We start from the raw sequence: 17,195 nt of genomic DNA on the forward strand, positions 1-17,195 counted from the left end.
AATGACAATAGAAAAAACACATATAAACGATTTAGTAGTTATAAACCCAACTGTATTTCCAGATGACAGAGGTCATTTTTTCGAGGCATATAATAAAGCTAAATTCAACGAGAACGGTATTATGTATGAATTCATTCAAGATAATCAGTCGTTTTCTAAAAGAGGAGTAATCCGAGGCCTGCATCTGCAAATTAATCCTTGTGCACAAGCGAAACTAGTACGTGTGCTGCAAGGAGAAATTTTAGATGTTGCTGTAGATCTGCGCAAAAATTCATCTACTTATGGACAGCATGTGAGTGTGGTTTTAAGTGCCGAAAATAAAAAGCAGCTAATGGTTCCCCATGGTTTTGCTCATGGATTTTCTGTTTTGAGTGAAACTGCATCAGTATTGTATAAAGTTGATCAAAAGTATCATCAAGAAAGCGAGAGAGGAATCCGTTACGATGATCCTACTTTGGCAATTGATTGGCAGGTGAATCCCAGCGAAGTCATTGTTTCAGAAAAAGATTTGATTTTGCCGAGTTTTGAAGCAATAGATTGGGAATTTTAGAAGGAAGAAAAGGAATAAAAAAGAAAGAAGAACCGCATGTACTTCTGGCTGCATTAATATTAGAAAAAATTGGAAAAGATATTAGTAACCGGTGCTAACGGACAACTAGGTTCGGAGTTAAGAATATTATCGGATGAGCATAGACATTATGAATGGGTTTTTACAGATTGGCAAGAATTGGATTTGTGCGATTTAGAGAATTTAGAAACTAAACTTATTCAAATAAATCCTGCGATTATCATCAATTGTGCTGCTCATACAGCTGTAGACAAAGCAGAATCAGAATTTGAATTATCTGATATTTTGAATCATCAGGCAGTTGCAGTTATGGCGAATTGGTGTCATGAAAATAACTGCAAATTTATTCATATTTCTACAGATTATGTTTTTGACGGTACTGCTTCGGTTCCACTTAATGAGGAGGCCGCTGTAAAACCAATAAACGTTTATGGGCAAACCAAATTGGCTGGAGAAACTGCCTGCATAGATAAAAATCCTGATGCAATTATAATCCGTACATCTTGGGTGTATTCAAGTTATGGTGCTAATTTTGTTAAGACGATGTCACGGTTAATGCAGGAAAGAGACAGCCTGAATATAGTTAATGACCAAATAGGAAGTCCAACTTATGCTGCAGATTTAGCACAAGCGATTCTTACAATTATAAGCCATCCAAAATGGGAGGCAGGAATTTATCATTTTTCTAATGAGGGAGAAATCAGCTGGTATGAATTTGCATTGGCTATTCATGAAATTGGAGGTTTTGAATGTTTAGTTTCTGGAATTCCGAGCAGTTCTTATCCAACTCCAGCAAAACGCCCGCAATATTCTTTATTAGATAAATCTAAAATTAAAAATACATATAATGTGAATGTTCCAAATTATAAGGAGAGTTTAATTAAATGTATGGAACTATTGATGAATACTTAATGTTAAATAAAGCATCCTTAACATAAGATAAATGAAAGGAATTATATTAGCTGGGGGCTCAGGTACCAGACTCCATCCATTAACACTCGCTATGAGTAAGCAAATGATGCCAGTGTATGATAAACCGATGGTTTATTATCCATTGTCAACTTTAATGTTGGCGGGTATTAATGAAATATTAATAATTTCAACTCCGCACGATCTGCCTAATTTCAGAAAATTATTGGGTGACGGATCGGCAATCGGCTGTAAATTCAGTTATGCTGAACAAGCTGTTCCAAATGGTCTGGCACAGGCGTTTGTTATTGGAGAAGAATTTATTGGTTCGGATTCTGTTGCATTAGTTTTGGGAGACAATATTTTCTTTGGTGCCAATATGCATGAGCTTCTGCAGTCAAACACAAACCCTAATGGAGGGGTTGTTTTTGCGTATCATGTTTCGGATCCAGAACGATATGGCGTAGTTGAATTCGATAAAAATTTTAAAGCACTTTCGATTGAAGAAAAACCATTGAAACCTAAATCTAATTATGCAGTTCCAGGGCTTTATTTTTATGATAATTCGGTTGTTGAAATTGCCAAGAATATTAAACCAAGCGCCAGAGGTGAATATGAAATCACAGATGTTAATAAAGAATACTTAGAGCAGGGCAGACTAAAAGTTGGAATTTTAAGTAGAGGAACTGCCTGGCTGGATACAGGGACTTTTAATAGTTTAATGCAGGCCGGACAATTTGTTCAGGTGCTGGAAGAACGACAAGGGCTAAAAGTGGGTTGTATCGAAGAAATTGCATGGAGACAAGGCTTTATAACTGAACAACAGCTGAGAGATTTAGCAGCGCCTTTAAAAAAATCAGGTTATGGAGAATATCTTCTAGGACTTTTAAAACACAAAATAGAGTAGGACTTTACCCCTGAATATTACATGGGATTTAAAAACAAATAACAAATAACTGCTATCAGAGAACTGGCAACAATACATATGATTTACATTATCTTATTAATTTTATTTCTAGGTTTTGAATTGGTTTATTTCAAGATTGCTGATCATTTCAATATAATTGATAAACCAAACAGCAGATCATCTCATACATCAATTACTTTACGAGGCGGCGGCATTATTTTTCCTGCAGCAATTTTGGCAGCCTGTTTATTAGGACATGTTTCATGGATGGTAACTTTTGCAGTAGTTTTAGTTGCTATTGTCAGCTTTATAGATGATATTAAGCCACTTTCTCAACTGCCAAGATTTATTTCTCATACTATAGCTATTATTCTTATTTTTTATGATTTAGGTCTGTTTATGCAGGCAATCTGGATTTTGCCTGTAATTTATTTCCTAATGATTGGCTGGGTAAATGTTTTTAACTTTATGGATGGCATCAATGGAATCACCGTTTTGTATTCATTTACAGCTATTCTAAGTTTCGCTTTTTTGGATATTAATAAAGACAGTTTACCTTTATTAATAATTATGGCTTTATCGTGTGGCGTATTTGGTATTTTTAATGTCCGAAAAAAAGCCAAAACATTTGCGGGAGATGTTGGAAGTATCAGCATGGCTATGTTTCTAGGTTTTTTTATGGTAAAAACTATTTTAGCAACAGGACAAATAGGTTATTTACTGTTTTTATCTATATATGGAATTGATGCTGGAATAACTATTTTTGCGCGTATCAAAAAGAAAGAAAATATTTTTGAGCCTCACAGATCTCATTTGTATCAATATCTTGCCAATGAATTAGGATATTCTCATATTAAAGTATCAGTATTGTATGCAGGAATTCAGCTGTTATTCAATATTTTAATACTGTTTTTGCAAAAGGCAGGGGAATTGTCTCTTCCAATAATTCTTTCTTTTTTGGCATTCCAAATCCTGACTTATTTATGGATTAGAATTAGGGTTATTCAAAAAATTAATTCTGCAAAAATTTCATAGTAATAAATACATATATCATTTTCAATTGCAGTCAATTATTAAACGTCTTTTTGATATATTATTCTCTAGCATTTTCCTTTTATTCTTTTTTTGGGTTATAATTATTGCCTGGTTTGTGGCAGTTATTGATACTCGTACTAATGGAGTTTTTATTCAGGAGCGTATCGGCCAATATGGTAAGAGATTCAAAATTTATAAACTTAGAACCTTTCAAGTCGGTCGAAAATTTGATGAACTACAAATATCTAAGTTCGGCCAGTTACTTCGTAATTATAAACTAGATGAGCTTCCACAACTTTTTAATGTGATGAAAGGAGAAATGAGTATAGTAGGGCCTAGGCCAGATATTGCTGGTTATTATGACCTGCTGGAAGGAGAGAATCGAAAAATTTTGGAATTAAAACCGGGATTGACTAGTTTAGCATCACTAAAATATTACAGCGAGGATAAATTGTTGGATAATCAAGTTAATCCTTTGGGATATAATGATAATGTTCTTTTTCCAGATAAAATAAAAATGAATTTAGAATATTATTATCATAAAACTTTTTTTATTGATTTAGAAATTATTGTAAATACTTTAAAAATTATTTTTAAAAGGAGTAAGAGCTGAATACTGTTTTTTTTCTTAGAACGTTAGTTTGGAAAAGCAAATTATTAGTTGCAGACAATGACATTTCTGGCTATTTATTTTCTTCCCTCCTATGAAAGGATTATTTAGTAAAAAATATAATTCTTAAGGATAATAATTCGTATTTTTGTTTTCATTGTTTTTTTTTCGAAATTTTAAATGCCATAAAATATGCATAAAAACTCCATATATTCTGGAATTTTTTCTAGAGATAATCTTAAATTAAGTATTCGTAATTTAAGTTATTTGCCAAGATGGATTATTGTAATGATTGATTTGTCAGTTTTGATAATCACATTTTTCTTTACTTTGCTTATTTTCAGAGGAACGGGCATTCAATACATTTTAACATCACATGATGTTTTTTTTACATTTTCTTTTTTTGCAGTCAATGTTTTCTTTTTTTGGATATTTAGAACTTATGCAGGTATTATTAGGCACTCATCTTATATTGATGCTGTGAAGCTTTTGTTTTCACAAATTTCTGTTTTGATTATTTTCTTGATTTTCAATTTTGCCTATGAGCTGCTATATGAGGAAAAAGTATTTTTGACCACGGCTTTTTTTATAAATGTTGTACTTTCATTTTGTGGCTTGTTTTTGTATCGCGTTGTTGTTAAACAAACCTTTGAATTGTATTTGTCTGAAAAAAATACAACTAAATTAATAAGAACGGTTATTTATGGAACTGATGCTAATGCAATTTCAGTGGCCAATGCTTTAAAATTTGAAACTCCTACCCGTTTTAAAATTGTGGGATTCGTTGATAGGAATAATCAAAATGCCTCCAAAAGAATGTTAGATCTGCCTATATTGGTGCAAAAGAAAAAATTGCCATCCTTAATGAGGTCTGTAGGTGCTGAGGCAGTCATTATGGCGGATAAAAGTATTAGTAAAGAAGAACAATTGGTTATTGTAGATCAATGTTTAGAGTTTAATTACAGAGTTTATACTGTGCCCTTAATTACCGATTGGGAAAATCAGAAAGAAATTTCTCAAAAGGTAAAAAATATTCAAATTGAAGATTTATTAGGAAGAAAAGCAATTGTTTTGGATAATAAGTCTATTTCGAAGCAATTAAAAGATAAAACTGTATTAATTTCGGGAGCTGCAGGTTCAATTGGGAGCGAAATAGTTAGGCAGGTGTTAACATTCAATCCCAAAAGAGTAATTATTCTAGATCAAGCCGAAACCCCACTACATCATTTAGGTCTAGAACTTGAAAAACTGTATCCAAAATCTAAAATTCGAAATGTCATTGCAGATGTTAGGAATAAGGAAGTGATGGATCGAATTTTTAAGCTTTATAAACCTCAAGTGGTTTATCATGCAGCCGCTTACAAACATGTTCCTTTGATGGAGGAAAATCCTTCAGAAGCGATTTTAACCAATATTATGGGGACTAAAAATTTAGCAGATTTATCCTGTGAGTATGGTGTAGTAAAATTTGTTATGGTTTCAACAGATAAAGCGGTTAACCCTAGCAATGTCATGGGAGCGAGTAAGAGAATTGCTGAGAAGTATGTTCAGTCTTTGCAAATTAAAACTCAAAAAGAAAATATAAGTAATGCAACTAAATTCATTACAACACGTTTCGGAAATGTTTTGGGCTCCAACGGTTCTGTAGTTCCATTATTTACCAAACAAATTGCCAACGGAGGACCTGTTACAATTACGCATCCAGATATTATTAGATATTTTATGACTATTCCTGAGGCATGCCAGCTGGTTTTGGAAGCTGGTGCGATGGGGAACGGAGGTGAAATTTATATTTTTGATATGGGTAAGCCTGTTCGTATTATAGATTTGGCAAAAAAAATGATTAAATTAGCTGGATTTATCCCAGATAAAGAAATCAAGATAGAGATAGTAGGCTTACGTCCAGGGGAAAAATTATATGAAGAGTTATTGAATGATACGGCAAAGACTGTACCTACTTATCATGAAAAAATAATGATTGCCCAAGAAATTCAAGATGAATTTGAAAATCTTCATAATGATATTGAAGAATTAATTGGGATCGCCAATTTTTTCCACAATGACGATATAGTAGCAAAAATGAAAGTCATTGTTCCAGAGTTTAAAAGTATGAATTCAACTTTTGAAGTTTTAGATAAATAAAGTTTGAAAAAATAAGTTAAAAGGTTTACAAGACACTCTTGTAAACCTTTTTAAATTATTACCTCACCCCAGCCCTCTCCAGATGAGCGGGGGCCACAAGCTGATTTTTATATTTTGTCTTTTGAGAGTTCTTCTGGCATTTTACAGGCAATAATTGAAACAGTATTGTTTCTTCTGTGCAGTAATGTGTATTTGCTGCGTTCTTTTTTTGCAAAACCAATAAAGAGGTAGGTCAGCAAACATTGATTTCCTTTTGGATTTTCGGAAGTAAGCAATATGTTTTGTTTTTCAGATTCTTTGTCACAGATGATTTCTTCACTGTAGCAGGTGTCGAAACTGTCGCTGGCAAAGTCCCAGTTGGCCAAAGCTAATGCCAGATGGGCATGTGTTGCTTCCTTTGGCCAGTCTAAATGAATTTTTGGTATAAAGTCCGCTATTTGTATGGTTCTTTGTTCTTTGAAATGTTCGAAGTCTGACAGAAGCACTTTGGACAAGGGCTTGTTTTTATTGCCTTCAAATCCAAGCAGAATTTCGTGCAGGAATTGTGATTTCATCCCTTCTTCCAAGGTTCGTTTTCCTTTTGGGTTATGGTTGTCTTCTTTAAGGATTTCGAGTATTATTTTATTGGCTCTGCCTGCAAAGCTAAGGTCTTTTGACTTTTTATAGAACTGCCCTGCCAATAGTCGGAATATCCTTGATTTCCCAGAAGCGTATCCCATTTCCTTTCCCTGTTCCCTGATGCGGTCATAGATTGGATTTTCCATGAATTCTTTTGAAGTCATGAACTTTTCTCTTTTCATTCTGGCAATATTTCCTGCGGGCGTGTTTACAAAATTGATGTCATCGAGTGTTCCAGAAAGTTTAAATGGTGCGATTACTTTAGCCATATCTTATTGTTTTGAATAAAAGTATGAAATTAATTACGATATTTATTTACGGTTAAAAAATAAATTAGCGATTTGATTTGTCTGCATCCGTTTTCCATTTAAAACAGATTGACTTCATCGGTGATGTTAATTAATAATATATAACTAATACCAAAAAGATGCGATTGCACTTTGGTTAAAGAGATTCAAATATTTTTCCTAAAGAAAAACAAATAAAATCTGTTTAATTCCTTGCCGAAAATTTCCCAGACGAATGATTAGCATCAATTTCATCTAATAAGATGAATTTTTATAAACCTTAACTATTTGTGGTAAATTGCTATATTTGCCGAAATTAGAAAGTTGTTTTTTTTGACATAATTTAAAATCTTTTTGTATGGTTTCTAAAAGTAGTTATTTACTATTAATAATACAAAACAAGCCTCTAGGACCGGCTATTTAAATCCTTTAACAGAGCAATGAATTTAGAAAAACATATTTATACCAGTTCCAATAGTTATAGCTTTTGGGATGTAGTCAAAGCCAGTTTAAAAGGATTTAGAGATTCTTTTTATTTAGCTAAGCAATTAGCAAAAAGAGATATACAGGCCCAATATCGCCAATCATTTTTAGGTGTATTCTGGGCTATTTTTCCGGTATTAATCAATTCTTTAGTCTGGATTTTTTTACAATCGTCTGGAACTATAGAGGTTACTGCAACTAGTATTCCTTATCCTGCATTTGTGTTGATAGGAACAACTTTATGGGGCATTATCGGAGAGTGTATTAATCTTACGACACAAAGTGTTAACGCTAATAGAAGTATTATAACCAAAATCAATTTTGATAAAGAAGCATTGATAACGTTGGGGTTAGTTAAGTTTTTCTTTAATTTTTTAATAAAAATTGGTCTAATAGTAGTCTTTTTGATTTTTTTTAAAATAGTACCATCTATAGAAATATTATTTTTTATTCCCCTTTTGTTTTTATCCATTGTTTTCTTTGTTGCTATTGGAATTTTATTAATGCCAATAAGTTTATTATATACTGATATCAGCCGTTTAATACCCATAGGATTACAGTTTTTGATGTATGCTACTCCAGTAGTGTATGCGATGCCTCCCGATGGAATAATGCGAAAAGTAATGTTATTGAATCCTTTGAGTTATATAATTAGCGATCTGCGAAATATACTGACAGGTTATGGTATAGAAAACCCTATTTTTTGGTTTTTTGGTCTTTTAGTAACAATTGTATTAAACATAATTGCTTTAGTAGTATATAGAATTTCAATGCCAATACTAACCGAAAGAATGAGCTAATTATGGGAGAAGTATTGATAAAAGTTGATCATGTTTCTAAGAAATTTGCCAAAGATCTCAAAAAAAGTCTACTGTATGGCTTGTCTGATGTTTTTAGCGTTATCACAGGAAAAAAACAAAAGAAATTATTACGTAAAGACGAATTTTGGGCTGTAAAAGATATTAGTTTCGAAGTACGCCGAGGAGAATGCTTGGGACTTATAGGTCATAATGGTGCCGGAAAAAGTACTCTGCTTAAGATTTTAAATGGTCTAATTGCTCCTGATGAAGGAAGTGTAACCATGTACGGAAAAGTTGGGGCTTTGATAGAATTAGGCGCAGGTTTTAATCCAATACTTACTGGCAGGGAGAATATTTATAATAATGCTGCAATAATAGGTTTTACTAAAAAAGAGATAGCTGCTAAATTTGACGAAATAGTTGCATTTGCCGAGCTTGCAGAATTTATTGATATGCCTGTACAAAACTACAGTTCAGGTATGAAAGTACGTTTAGGGTTTGCTATTGCAGCACAGATGGAACCAGACATTTTGATTATTGATGAGGTATTGGCAGTTGGAGACGTTAATTTTAGAGCTAAGTGTTATGATCGCATGTCGGAATTAATGAAGAATTGTTGTGTTATTTTTGTTTCTCATTCGATGCCACAAATTTCTAAGGTATGTACCTGGTCTATTTTAATTGAAAAAGGTATAATTAAAGCGGAGGGAGAAAATGGAAAAATTATTGAAGCCTATTATGATTACAACTATACCGAAGATAAACCAATATTGATTTTTTCTGAAGGCTGTACATTGGAAAAATTTAGTACAGTACAAAGAACTTTTAAAGGAGAAATTAATAAGTTAAAAATAGACATTGAGATAATTTCTCAAACTGAAATTAAGAATATTGATGTCAGTATTTTTTTAATGAGTAGAGAATTAGTACCTATTTGTCAAAGCAACTCAAAACTCTTTGATGAACAGATTATTTTAAAGAAAGGAAAGAATCAACTTGCTTTTATGATAAATAAGATATATTTAAATAGTGGTATTTACAATTTTGCCCTGACAATAGAAGGGATTGATACAAAAAAGCATTATTTATGGATTCAAAATCTAAATTCTATACAGGTAATTAATGAATATACTCTCGGATCGCCAATTATAATTGATGGTAGATTTAAAAATTGATATATCGAATGTAAAATCAAATAATATTTTTTTAATATATGATATGAAGTACGAAATTTTCATATAATTAGAAAAAGCATTAGATTAAAGTTTCTTATGAAAAAAATAATTAATAAAATTTTAAGTTGTTTTAAACTAAAAATAATTAGAATAAATAATAATCTAAATCCTTTAAATAATAGTACTGTCTCAATAAATCAAAGATTTTTCTTTAATGGTAATGTTAATGAACCCTATAGTGAGTTACCTTTTGCAGGAGAAACTATGGAGAAATTAATTACTAATTTTGTCTTTGATACTGTTTTAGATATTGGTAGTGGAGAGGGTAAGCATAGTGACGCTTTAAAAAAAAGTGGAAAAAAAGTTACGTCGATAGATTATGGACGATCTATATACTTTGAAAAAAGAGAAGAAAATCATTATTGTATTTTTGGAGATTATTATGAATATGAGTTCGATGCAAAATTTGATGCTATATGGGCATCACATGTTTTAGAACACCAGCCAAATCCAAATATTTTTCTTAAAAAAATTCATTCTGATTTAAAAGAGGGTGGGATTTTGGCTATAACGGTTCCTCCTTTGAAACATGAAATTGTGGGAGGTCATGTTACTTTATGGAATGCAGGACTCTTAATATATCAACTAATCTTAGCAGGATTTAACTGCAAAAATATTTCAGTAAAATCATATGGGTATAATATTAGCATTATTTTGAAAAAAGAATCTATACTATCTTATCCAGAATTACACTTCGATGCTGGCGATATAAAAAAAATGCTTCATTTTTTCCCCGATAATTTTACAGAACCTTTTAATGGAGATATTAAAGAATTGAATTGGATTTAAATTATTTCTTTGCTAAAAGAATAAGATTTTATTAATGATATATGAAAGAAGTGCCACTTATTGAAGGATTACGAGGATACTTAGCCCTTTGGGTGATATTTGATCATTTGTTGGGAGTTTGTGGCTACTCATTTGAAAGGTTGACAGGCATCATGAAATTTTTTCGCGCTGGATGGTATGCAGTGGATATTTTTATTATTATCAGTGGTTTTGTAATATTTTATCTACTTGATAATAAACAAGAAACTTATGTTAAATTTGTAATTAGAAGATTTTTCCGTTTATGGCCACTTTTTATTGTTTTATTCGCGATTTCTATTCCATTTTCACTTATTTATAGTGCAAATTCTATAGAATTCTCGTCGATTTTTCCTTTTTCTCAAGTTGGAGATGGTCTTTTGAAAGAAAGAATAGATTCGTGGTGGGGAAATATTTTCGAACATATTTTGCTTCACCTCACAATGTTGCATGGAATAGTACCAAATTCATTAATAACAGATTCACCTGGCGCATTTTTAGGACCTGCTTGGAGTATCTCATTAGAATGGCAGTTTTATATCATTGCTCCGTTTGTTTATGCTTTTCTAAGAAAAGACAAAAAATGGGCAATACCTATTATCTCGCTATTTTGTATGTTATTTTTTTTTATAGGAAAACAGATTGATGACATAGAATTTGGAGCATTTTTGCCAATGCATATTGATTTTTTTTTTATTGGAGGAGTTTCTTATTATTTTTACAAATCATTTTGCAGTGTGTTTTTTAAAATTATTTTTTTCCCTATTAGTCTAGTCCTAGCTTCATTTTTATTATTAAATTCGGACTTTAATTTTAAATTAATACCTTATCTTACGTGGTTAGTTTTCTTTAGCTTATTATTAGATTTTTCAAACCCAGAAAGGCAAAATTATATTTCAGTTATTGCTGGTGTGTTCAGCAACAAGATAATTGTTTATCTAGGTAAAATCTCATATAGTATTTACTTATCTCATTTATTAGTCATTATAATAATTCAGTATATTATTTTAAACTTTTTTCCTGTCATTTCACAAAAATTACATTTAATTATATTGTCTGTGTTTTCAATTTTTTTCACTGTATTTTTTTCATATTTTACTCATAAGTATATTGAACTGTTTTACATTAGAAAAGGTAAATTATTTATAGATAAAATCAAGTCTTAAATAGATGAGGAAATATATTTTAGTTTTTGGTTATACAAATTTTACAAAAGAGGAAACATCCTACTGGAATAATTTATCAATTGAGTTAATGAAAGAAGGATATGAACTATTTGTGATGGCTCATGTAAAACCACAATTCCAATGTCATTTTTTTAATTATTCTTTTGTAGAAAAGTTAGATGATGTTGATTTTGGTTTTTTTAACGGAAATGTTTTTTCAGATGATTTGTACTTTGAAAAATATTTGCAACGTGAAAAAATATGGTATGGAAATTCTCTTAATGATCGTTTAACGGCATCTAAGTTTCAAAAATATAAATACGAAATTTTGTTGAATGAACTAAATCCAGCACTAGTTGTTTTGGGAAATGGAGAACATGCTGGAGAGTTAATTTTAAAAGATGAAGTTTTAAAACGCAAAATCCCACTGATTTATTTTGAAAGAGGCTGTCTTCCTAAAACTTGGCATGTTGATATTGTTGGAATTACTGCTGGAACCGCGATTGCTAAAAAGGAATATGCTGTTATTAACCTTGGAACAAATGAAAGTTATTTAAAATATAAAAATCACTATCTTCTTCAAAAATATACATGGTGGCAGCAACCAACAAATAATGTACCAGTAAATATTCGGAAAAGATTTAATATTTGTGAGACGACCAAGATTATATTGTTTGCAAATCAATTAGACAATGATACATCAAATTTTTTATATTCTCCTTTTTTCAAGTCTAATTTAGAGGCATTTATTTGGTTTTGTTCGGAATTGGGGCAAATAAAAGGTGATGTTTTTGTATTGATTAAAAAACATCCTTTTTTTGATGGAAACGAAGATGAATTTCAAGAGGCAATTGAGTCAAACAATCTAAAAGGTAAGTGGGTTTTTGATATATCAATTTTTGATTGTCTAGAGCAATCCGATTTGTTTTGTACAGTAAATTCTACATCAATTTATGAAGCTATGATTTATGAAAAGCCTGTTTTACAATTGGGTAAATCTATTTTAAGTAATAAAGATATTGTTTATGAACTTCAAGATTTGAATCGAAAGGAGGTTATGAAACATTGGATTAGTATGGATGATTTCCCTAATAGACTAGAAAAATTTGAATATTTTATGGCTTATATGATTGATAATGAATTATCTTTTTTTGCGGATAATTTATCTGATGAAAAATATAATAATCACATTTTTTTTATGAGAAAAATGCTTGAAAATGTAGATTTAGATAGAAAAGGAAATTATCCGCATAAATTTCTGGAGATCAAATTTAAATATGAAGCTATCATTGTAAGTAATTTGAAGTTTAAAAGATTATTAGATTTAAAGATTTTGATTTTTAAGGAAATTACGGAAAGAATTTCAAAGAAATTTTTTAGATTTTTTTATAAATGAAAAAAATCCTATTCATATCCCACGATGCCTCAAGAACTGGAGCACCAATAGTACTATTTCATTTTTTGAAATGGTTGAAAATTAATCAGCCTGAAATTCAAGCTGATTTATTAGTTTTAAAAGGAGGGAATTTAGAAAATGATTTTAAGGAAGTAGCGAGTAATTATTTTGATTATGAAATAAAAACAACACAAAAAAGACTAAATAGAAAGGAACGAATTTTATTAAAATTAGGTTGGTTGAAGAAATCTAACTTAAAAGATAATCTGTTCTTAGAATTAAGCCAAAATAATTATGATGTGGTATATGCTAATACTATTGCAAGCATTAAATTGGCTTTTGAATTAGTGTCAAAAAACAATTCTGCTAAGTTTATAGCACACCTGCATGAGCTTAATGCAGTTATTAAATTGATTTTGCCAGATTTTAAAAATTATGTCGATAGGGTTGATCAATTTATAACTCCTGCTAAAATGGTAAAAGCCAATTTAGTTTCTAATTGGGGAGTGCCAGAAAATAAAACTGCTGTCGTTTATGAATTTGCTTTAATGTATGAGATAGAGAAACAAAACAAAAAGGGCGAAGAATTTATAATTGGAGCTTCTGGGACAGTTCATTGGAGGAAAGGACACGATGTTTTTATTCAAGTCGCCCGTTATATGTATCAACACCATCCTGCGCATAATTTTAAATTTATCTGGGTTGGTCAAATTTCAAAATTAGAGCAAGTTGTAATAGAGGAAGATTTAATAAAATTAGGTTTAAAAGACAAAGTTATATTTGTTGGAGAAGTTGAAAATCCTGAAAATTATTACAAAGATTTTGATGTGTTTTTAATGACTTCGAGAGAAGATCCATTTCCGTTGGTTTGCATAGAAGTAGGTATGATGGGCAAACCAATAATCAGTTTTGATAAAGCAGTAGGAACAAATGAAATTTTAGAACAAGGCGGAGGATTTATAGTTCCTTATTTAGATATTGAAACTATGGGGAATAAAGTTCTAGAGTATTATATGAACCCAGATTTAATATCTGAGCATGGTGCGTTTAATAAAACTGTTTTTTCTAAGTTTACGCCTGAGCTAATTAGCCCTCAACTTTTTTCGATAATTAAAAAAAATTGTTCAGCTTGAATCCAAAAGTTTCCATAATTATTCCTAATTATAACCATGCAATTTTTTTGGTTCAAAGACTTGACAGTGTCTTCAATCAAACCTTTCAAGATTTTGAAGTCATTCTTTTAGATGATAAAAGTACCGATGAAAGTTTAGTTATTTTAAACCAATATGCTAATCACCCTAAAGTATCACATTTAGTAATAAATAAAGAAAATTCAGGAAGTCCTTTTAAGCAATGGCAAAAAGGAATTAAATTGGCTAAAGGAGAATATATTTGGATTGCCGAAAGTGATGATTATTGTGAATTAACTTTTTTGAAAAAATTAGTAAATTATAGCAATGAAGATCATTCGAATGGAATTATTTATTGTCAAACAAATGATATCGATGAAAATGGTGTTTGTTTAAATCATAGAATAAATTATACTAATCGTTTCCAGCCTAATATATGGGAGATGAGCTTTGTTAAAGACGGAAAGGAATTTGTTGAATCTTATTTGAGTTTTTTTAATGTAATTCCCAATGCAAGTGCAGTGCTTTTTAGAAGAGAATTACTAGAAAACTCCATTTTTTCAAGCTCTTTAACAGATATGAAAATGTGTGGTGATTGGTATTTTTGGATTCAGATAGCATTAAAGTCTAAAGTGTGTTTTTTATCAGAAACATTAAATTATTTTAGAGACCATCAATCTGTAAGTCGCAATCATAAGGATATTCAAAAGAAAAAACTTAGGTTATTCGAAGAAAAGGTCGTGCGATCTTTTATGCATTCGAAGCAGATTATAAATTTAAAGTCAGAGTATTTGCTATATCTTAAATGGTTTGATTTGCACGGTTATCAAGCGATTTATACGAAATCTTTTTATGATATAAAATTGAAAAATATCTCGTTTTTCTCTTTCGTAAAGATGTATATTAAAAACAAGTTTACTTTACATAAACTAATAAGAAAATTTGCAATTTTAGCGTAACTGGATTTTATGAAATTACAAAAAAATAGAATAGCCATAATTTCTCCTTCTCAAAATGCGTATTCTGAAACTTTTATTCAAGAACAAAAAAACGGGCTACAAGGAAATATTTATTATTATTTCAAAGGTGAAGTACCACAATCTTTAGAAGGTTTTGGTAAATTGGGTAATAAAAGAATTACTTATTCTGTAAAAATAAGACGCAAACTGGGATTGAAAACACTTTCAATTGCAGAAACAGCTTTCATGCATTCTCTTAAAGAAAACAAGATACAAGTTGTTTTGGCACAATATGGAACAACGGCAAATAAAATTGTTAATGTATGCAAACAAATAAATGTGCCATTAATTACACATTTTCATGGTTATGATGCTTCTGTTGGATCTGTAATTAAAAATTGCAATTATTATAAAGAAGTATTTTATTATAGTACATACGTGATTGCTGTTTCAATTTCAATGAAAAAAAAAATAATTGAGCTTGGGTGTCCGCAAGAAAAAGTAATATATAATGCATGTGCACCAAATGATTTGTTTTTAAATATTGTTCCTAAATTCAGCCAATCAAATTTTATTTCATTAGGACGGTTCGTTAATAAAAAAGCACCTTATAATACTATTTTAGCATTTAAAAAAGTACATGATCTTTATCCTGAAGCAAAATTAATTATGGGAGGGGAGGGAGAATTGCTAGAACCTTGTATTAATATTATAAAGGCATTAAAATTAGAAGAATCTGTTTTACTGCCAGGGATTATTGATAGAGTACAGTTTATGGAATATTTATCTAATGGATTGGCTTTTGTGCAACATTCTGTTACTGCATTTAATGGTGATCAAGAGGGAACTCCTGTGGCTGTATTAGAAGCAAGTGCTGCTGGACTTCCAGTAATTTCGACAAAACATGCGGGCATTAGTGATGTTATTATTGAAGGCGAAACAGGATTTCTTGTAGAAGAAAATGATATAGAAACTATGGCAGAAAATATGATTTTGCTTCTAGAAAATAAAGTTTTGGCTGAAAAAATGGGAATTAATGGAAAAGAGAGAATAAAAATTAATTTTACAATGAAAAAGCATCTAAGCGTAATAGACAGTTTAATTGAAAAAATAATTAAAAACACAAATGAATAACCCTTTAGTTTCTATTATAATACCCGCTTATAACCGAGGATATCTTATAGAAGAAACATTAAAAACTGTATTATTACAATCTTACAAAAATTGGGAGTGTATTGTTGTAGATGATGGTTCGAATGATAACACTTTAGAAATTTGCAAGAATTATGCTATTAAAGATCAAAGATTTAAATTTCATGAAAGACCATCTAATTTATCTAAAGGAGCAAATTCGTGCAGAAATTACGGTTTTGAATTAAGCAAAGGCGAACTTATTCAATGGTTTGATAGTGATGATTTAATGTTGCCAGATTATATATCAGAAAAAGTAAATTGTTTTTCTGATGAGATTAGTATGGTTATGTGTCCAGGATTTTATTGGTATCCAATAACAGGTGAAAAAGAACCTTATGATTTAGTAATAAAAAATTATTTATTTAATGATTATGTTCGTTGGGAAAGTAAGGTATTAACTCCATCTGTCTTATTCAAAAGGAAATGTCTTTCTGGGGAAAAAAAATTTAATACTAAAATGACAAGAGGACAGGAATTTGAATTCTTTTCGCGTTTGTTCTTTAATTTAAAAGAAAATGACTATTACATAGTTAATAAACCTTTGTTCCTTTATCGACAACATTCAAATTCAATTTCTCTCAAAGATAATGTTTATATTAAGCCTAATAAAGAATCGATGGTTTTTATAGCATTAAATAATTTGGAAAGGAGTATTAAAATTAAAGATATTGAATTAATAAAATATCAAGTATATAGAATAGTAAACTATTATATTCAAAGTGTTGAAAATAAACATTATAAAAATGTGTTTTATATTTTTTTTAAATTTTCGGCACTCTTATTAAAAATTAATTTTCTTTTTTTTATAGAATTTTCTTTTTGGGGTAGTTCGTTTTTTATTTTAAGAAAAAGAAGTTATAAAATCGAAAAGCGAATACGTAATTATAAAATCGAGTAGCTGATTGTCTAAAAGAATTTTAAAAGGATAGGATTTAGAATATATTTAAAT

Annotated in this window: 16 protein-coding genes; 15 read left to right on the forward strand and 1 reads right to left on the reverse strand. The window is 30.3% G+C overall.

The features are described 5' to 3' along the window. The first annotated feature begins 1 nt into the window (after position 1). From rfbC to C8P67_RS13650, 6 genes are all read left to right on the forward strand, one after another. Positions 2–550 carry a dTDP-4-dehydrorhamnose 3,5-epimerase gene (gene rfbC, locus C8P67_RS13625; protein ID WP_115813713.1) on the forward strand — a complete coding sequence of 183 codons (549 nt, stop codon included), beginning with the start codon at positions 2–4 and terminating at the stop codon, positions 548–550. A 69-nt stretch (positions 551–619) separates the two neighbouring features. Beyond that, positions 620–1,480 carry a dTDP-4-dehydrorhamnose reductase gene (gene rfbD / locus C8P67_RS13630; RefSeq protein ID WP_115813714.1) on the forward strand — a complete coding sequence of 287 codons (861 nt, stop codon included), beginning with the start codon at positions 620–622 and terminating at the stop codon, positions 1,478–1,480. A gap of 31 nt (positions 1,481–1,511) precedes the next feature. Continuing rightward, positions 1,512–2,384 carry a glucose-1-phosphate thymidylyltransferase RfbA gene (gene rfbA, locus C8P67_RS13635; RefSeq protein ID WP_115813715.1) on the forward strand — a complete coding sequence of 291 codons (873 nt, stop codon included), beginning with the start codon at positions 1,512–1,514 and terminating at the stop codon, positions 2,382–2,384. 78 nt (positions 2,385–2,462) lie between these two features. After that, complete coding sequence (locus C8P67_RS13640; RefSeq protein ID WP_115813716.1) at positions 2,463–3,419, forward strand: MraY family glycosyltransferase; 957 nt, start codon at positions 2,463–2,465, stop codon at positions 3,417–3,419. Between the two features lie 25 nt (positions 3,420–3,444). Beyond that, complete coding sequence (locus tag C8P67_RS13645) at positions 3,445–4,032, forward strand: sugar transferase (RefSeq protein ID WP_317125454.1); 588 nt, start codon at positions 3,445–3,447, stop codon at positions 4,030–4,032. Between the two features lie 285 nt (positions 4,033–4,317). After that, positions 4,318–6,171 (forward strand): polysaccharide biosynthesis protein, encoded by a 1,854-nt coding sequence (locus C8P67_RS13650; protein ID WP_394338652.1) that lies wholly within the window; start codon positions 4,318–4,320, stop codon positions 6,169–6,171. Positions 6,172–6,278: 107 nt separating this feature from the next. Here C8P67_RS13650 and C8P67_RS13655 read toward each other — a convergent pair whose 3' ends face one another. Next, positions 6,279–7,058: a hypothetical protein gene (locus C8P67_RS13655; RefSeq protein ID WP_115813718.1), complete on the reverse strand. Its 780-nt coding sequence runs from the start codon at positions 7,056–7,058 to the stop codon at positions 6,279–6,281. Between the two features lie 458 nt (positions 7,059–7,516). Here C8P67_RS13655 and C8P67_RS13660 point away from each other — a divergent pair, with 458 nt between their 5' ends. From C8P67_RS13660 to C8P67_RS13700, 9 genes are all read left to right on the forward strand, one after another. Further along, the gene (locus tag C8P67_RS13660) at positions 7,517–8,359 is read left to right on the forward strand and encodes an ABC transporter permease (RefSeq protein ID WP_115813719.1); all 843 of its coding nucleotides are present in this window, start codon (positions 7,517–7,519) and stop codon (positions 8,357–8,359) included. A gap of 2 nt (positions 8,360–8,361) precedes the next feature. Then, on the forward strand, positions 8,362–9,534 hold the full coding sequence (locus tag C8P67_RS22155; RefSeq protein ID WP_170141467.1) for an ABC transporter ATP-binding protein: 1,173 nt from the start codon (positions 8,362–8,364) through the stop codon (positions 9,532–9,534). Between the two features lie 96 nt (positions 9,535–9,630). Further along, positions 9,631–10,383, forward strand: coding sequence for a class I SAM-dependent methyltransferase (locus C8P67_RS13670; protein WP_115813720.1), 753 nt, complete (start codon positions 9,631–9,633; stop codon positions 10,381–10,383). 41 nt (positions 10,384–10,424) lie between these two features. Next, on the forward strand, positions 10,425–11,567 hold the full coding sequence (locus C8P67_RS13675; RefSeq protein ID WP_115813721.1) for an acyltransferase family protein: 1,143 nt from the start codon (positions 10,425–10,427) through the stop codon (positions 11,565–11,567). A 4-nt stretch (positions 11,568–11,571) separates the two neighbouring features. After that, entirely contained in the window at positions 11,572–12,963 is a 1,392-nt protein-coding gene (locus C8P67_RS13680) for a capsular polysaccharide export protein, LipB/KpsS family (protein WP_115813722.1), read from the forward strand. Then, on the forward strand, positions 12,960–14,096 hold the full coding sequence (locus tag C8P67_RS13685) for a glycosyltransferase family 4 protein (RefSeq protein WP_115813723.1): 1,137 nt from the start codon (positions 12,960–12,962) through the stop codon (positions 14,094–14,096). Before C8P67_RS13680 ends, C8P67_RS13685 begins: the two co-directional genes overlap by 4 nt. Next, on the forward strand, positions 14,093–15,052 hold the full coding sequence (locus C8P67_RS13690; RefSeq protein WP_170141468.1) for a glycosyltransferase family 2 protein: 960 nt from the start codon (positions 14,093–14,095) through the stop codon (positions 15,050–15,052). The genes C8P67_RS13685 and C8P67_RS13690 overlap by 4 nt, the downstream gene beginning before the upstream one ends. A gap of 9 nt (positions 15,053–15,061) precedes the next feature. Next, positions 15,062–16,186, forward strand: a complete 1,125-nt coding sequence (locus tag C8P67_RS13695; RefSeq protein WP_115813725.1) for a glycosyltransferase — start codon at positions 15,062–15,064, stop codon at positions 16,184–16,186. After that, positions 16,179–17,144 carry a glycosyltransferase family 2 protein gene (locus C8P67_RS13700; RefSeq protein WP_115813726.1) on the forward strand — a complete coding sequence of 322 codons (966 nt, stop codon included), beginning with the start codon at positions 16,179–16,181 and terminating at the stop codon, positions 17,142–17,144. The genes C8P67_RS13695 and C8P67_RS13700 overlap by 8 nt, the downstream gene beginning before the upstream one ends. Positions 17,145–17,195: the final 51 nt, after the last annotated feature.

The sequence above is a fragment of the Flavobacterium aquicola genome (assembly GCF_003385115.1).
Taxonomy (GTDB): domain Bacteria; phylum Bacteroidota; class Bacteroidia; order Flavobacteriales; family Flavobacteriaceae; genus Flavobacterium; species Flavobacterium aquicola.

Coding starts and splice junctions, on each gene's coding strand:
- rfbC (WP_115813713.1), top strand. CDS start 2: ATGACAATAGAAAAAACACATATAAACGATTTAGTAGTTATAAACCCA.
- rfbA (WP_115813715.1), top strand. CDS start 1,512: ATGAAAGGAATTATATTAGCTGGGGGCTCAGGTACCAGACTCCATCCA.
- C8P67_RS13640 (WP_115813716.1), top strand. CDS start 2,463: ATGATTTACATTATCTTATTAATTTTATTTCTAGGTTTTGAATTGGTT.
- C8P67_RS13650 (WP_394338652.1), top strand. CDS start 4,318: ATGATTGATTTGTCAGTTTTGATAATCACATTTTTCTTTACTTTGCTT.
- C8P67_RS13655 (WP_115813718.1), bottom strand. CDS start 7,058: ATGGCTAAAGTAATCGCACCATTTAAACTTTCTGGAACACTCGATGAC.
- C8P67_RS13660 (WP_115813719.1), top strand. CDS start 7,517: ATGAATTTAGAAAAACATATTTATACCAGTTCCAATAGTTATAGCTTT.
- C8P67_RS22155 (WP_170141467.1), top strand. CDS start 8,362: ATGGGAGAAGTATTGATAAAAGTTGATCATGTTTCTAAGAAATTTGCC.
- C8P67_RS13670 (WP_115813720.1), top strand. CDS start 9,631: ATGAAAAAAATAATTAATAAAATTTTAAGTTGTTTTAAACTAAAAATA.
- C8P67_RS13675 (WP_115813721.1), top strand. CDS start 10,425: ATGAAAGAAGTGCCACTTATTGAAGGATTACGAGGATACTTAGCCCTT.
- C8P67_RS13680 (WP_115813722.1), top strand. CDS start 11,572: ATGAGGAAATATATTTTAGTTTTTGGTTATACAAATTTTACAAAAGAG.
- C8P67_RS13685 (WP_115813723.1), top strand. CDS start 12,960: ATGAAAAAAATCCTATTCATATCCCACGATGCCTCAAGAACTGGAGCA.
- C8P67_RS13695 (WP_115813725.1), top strand. CDS start 15,062: ATGAAATTACAAAAAAATAGAATAGCCATAATTTCTCCTTCTCAAAAT.
- C8P67_RS13700 (WP_115813726.1), top strand. CDS start 16,179: ATGAATAACCCTTTAGTTTCTATTATAATACCCGCTTATAACCGAGGA.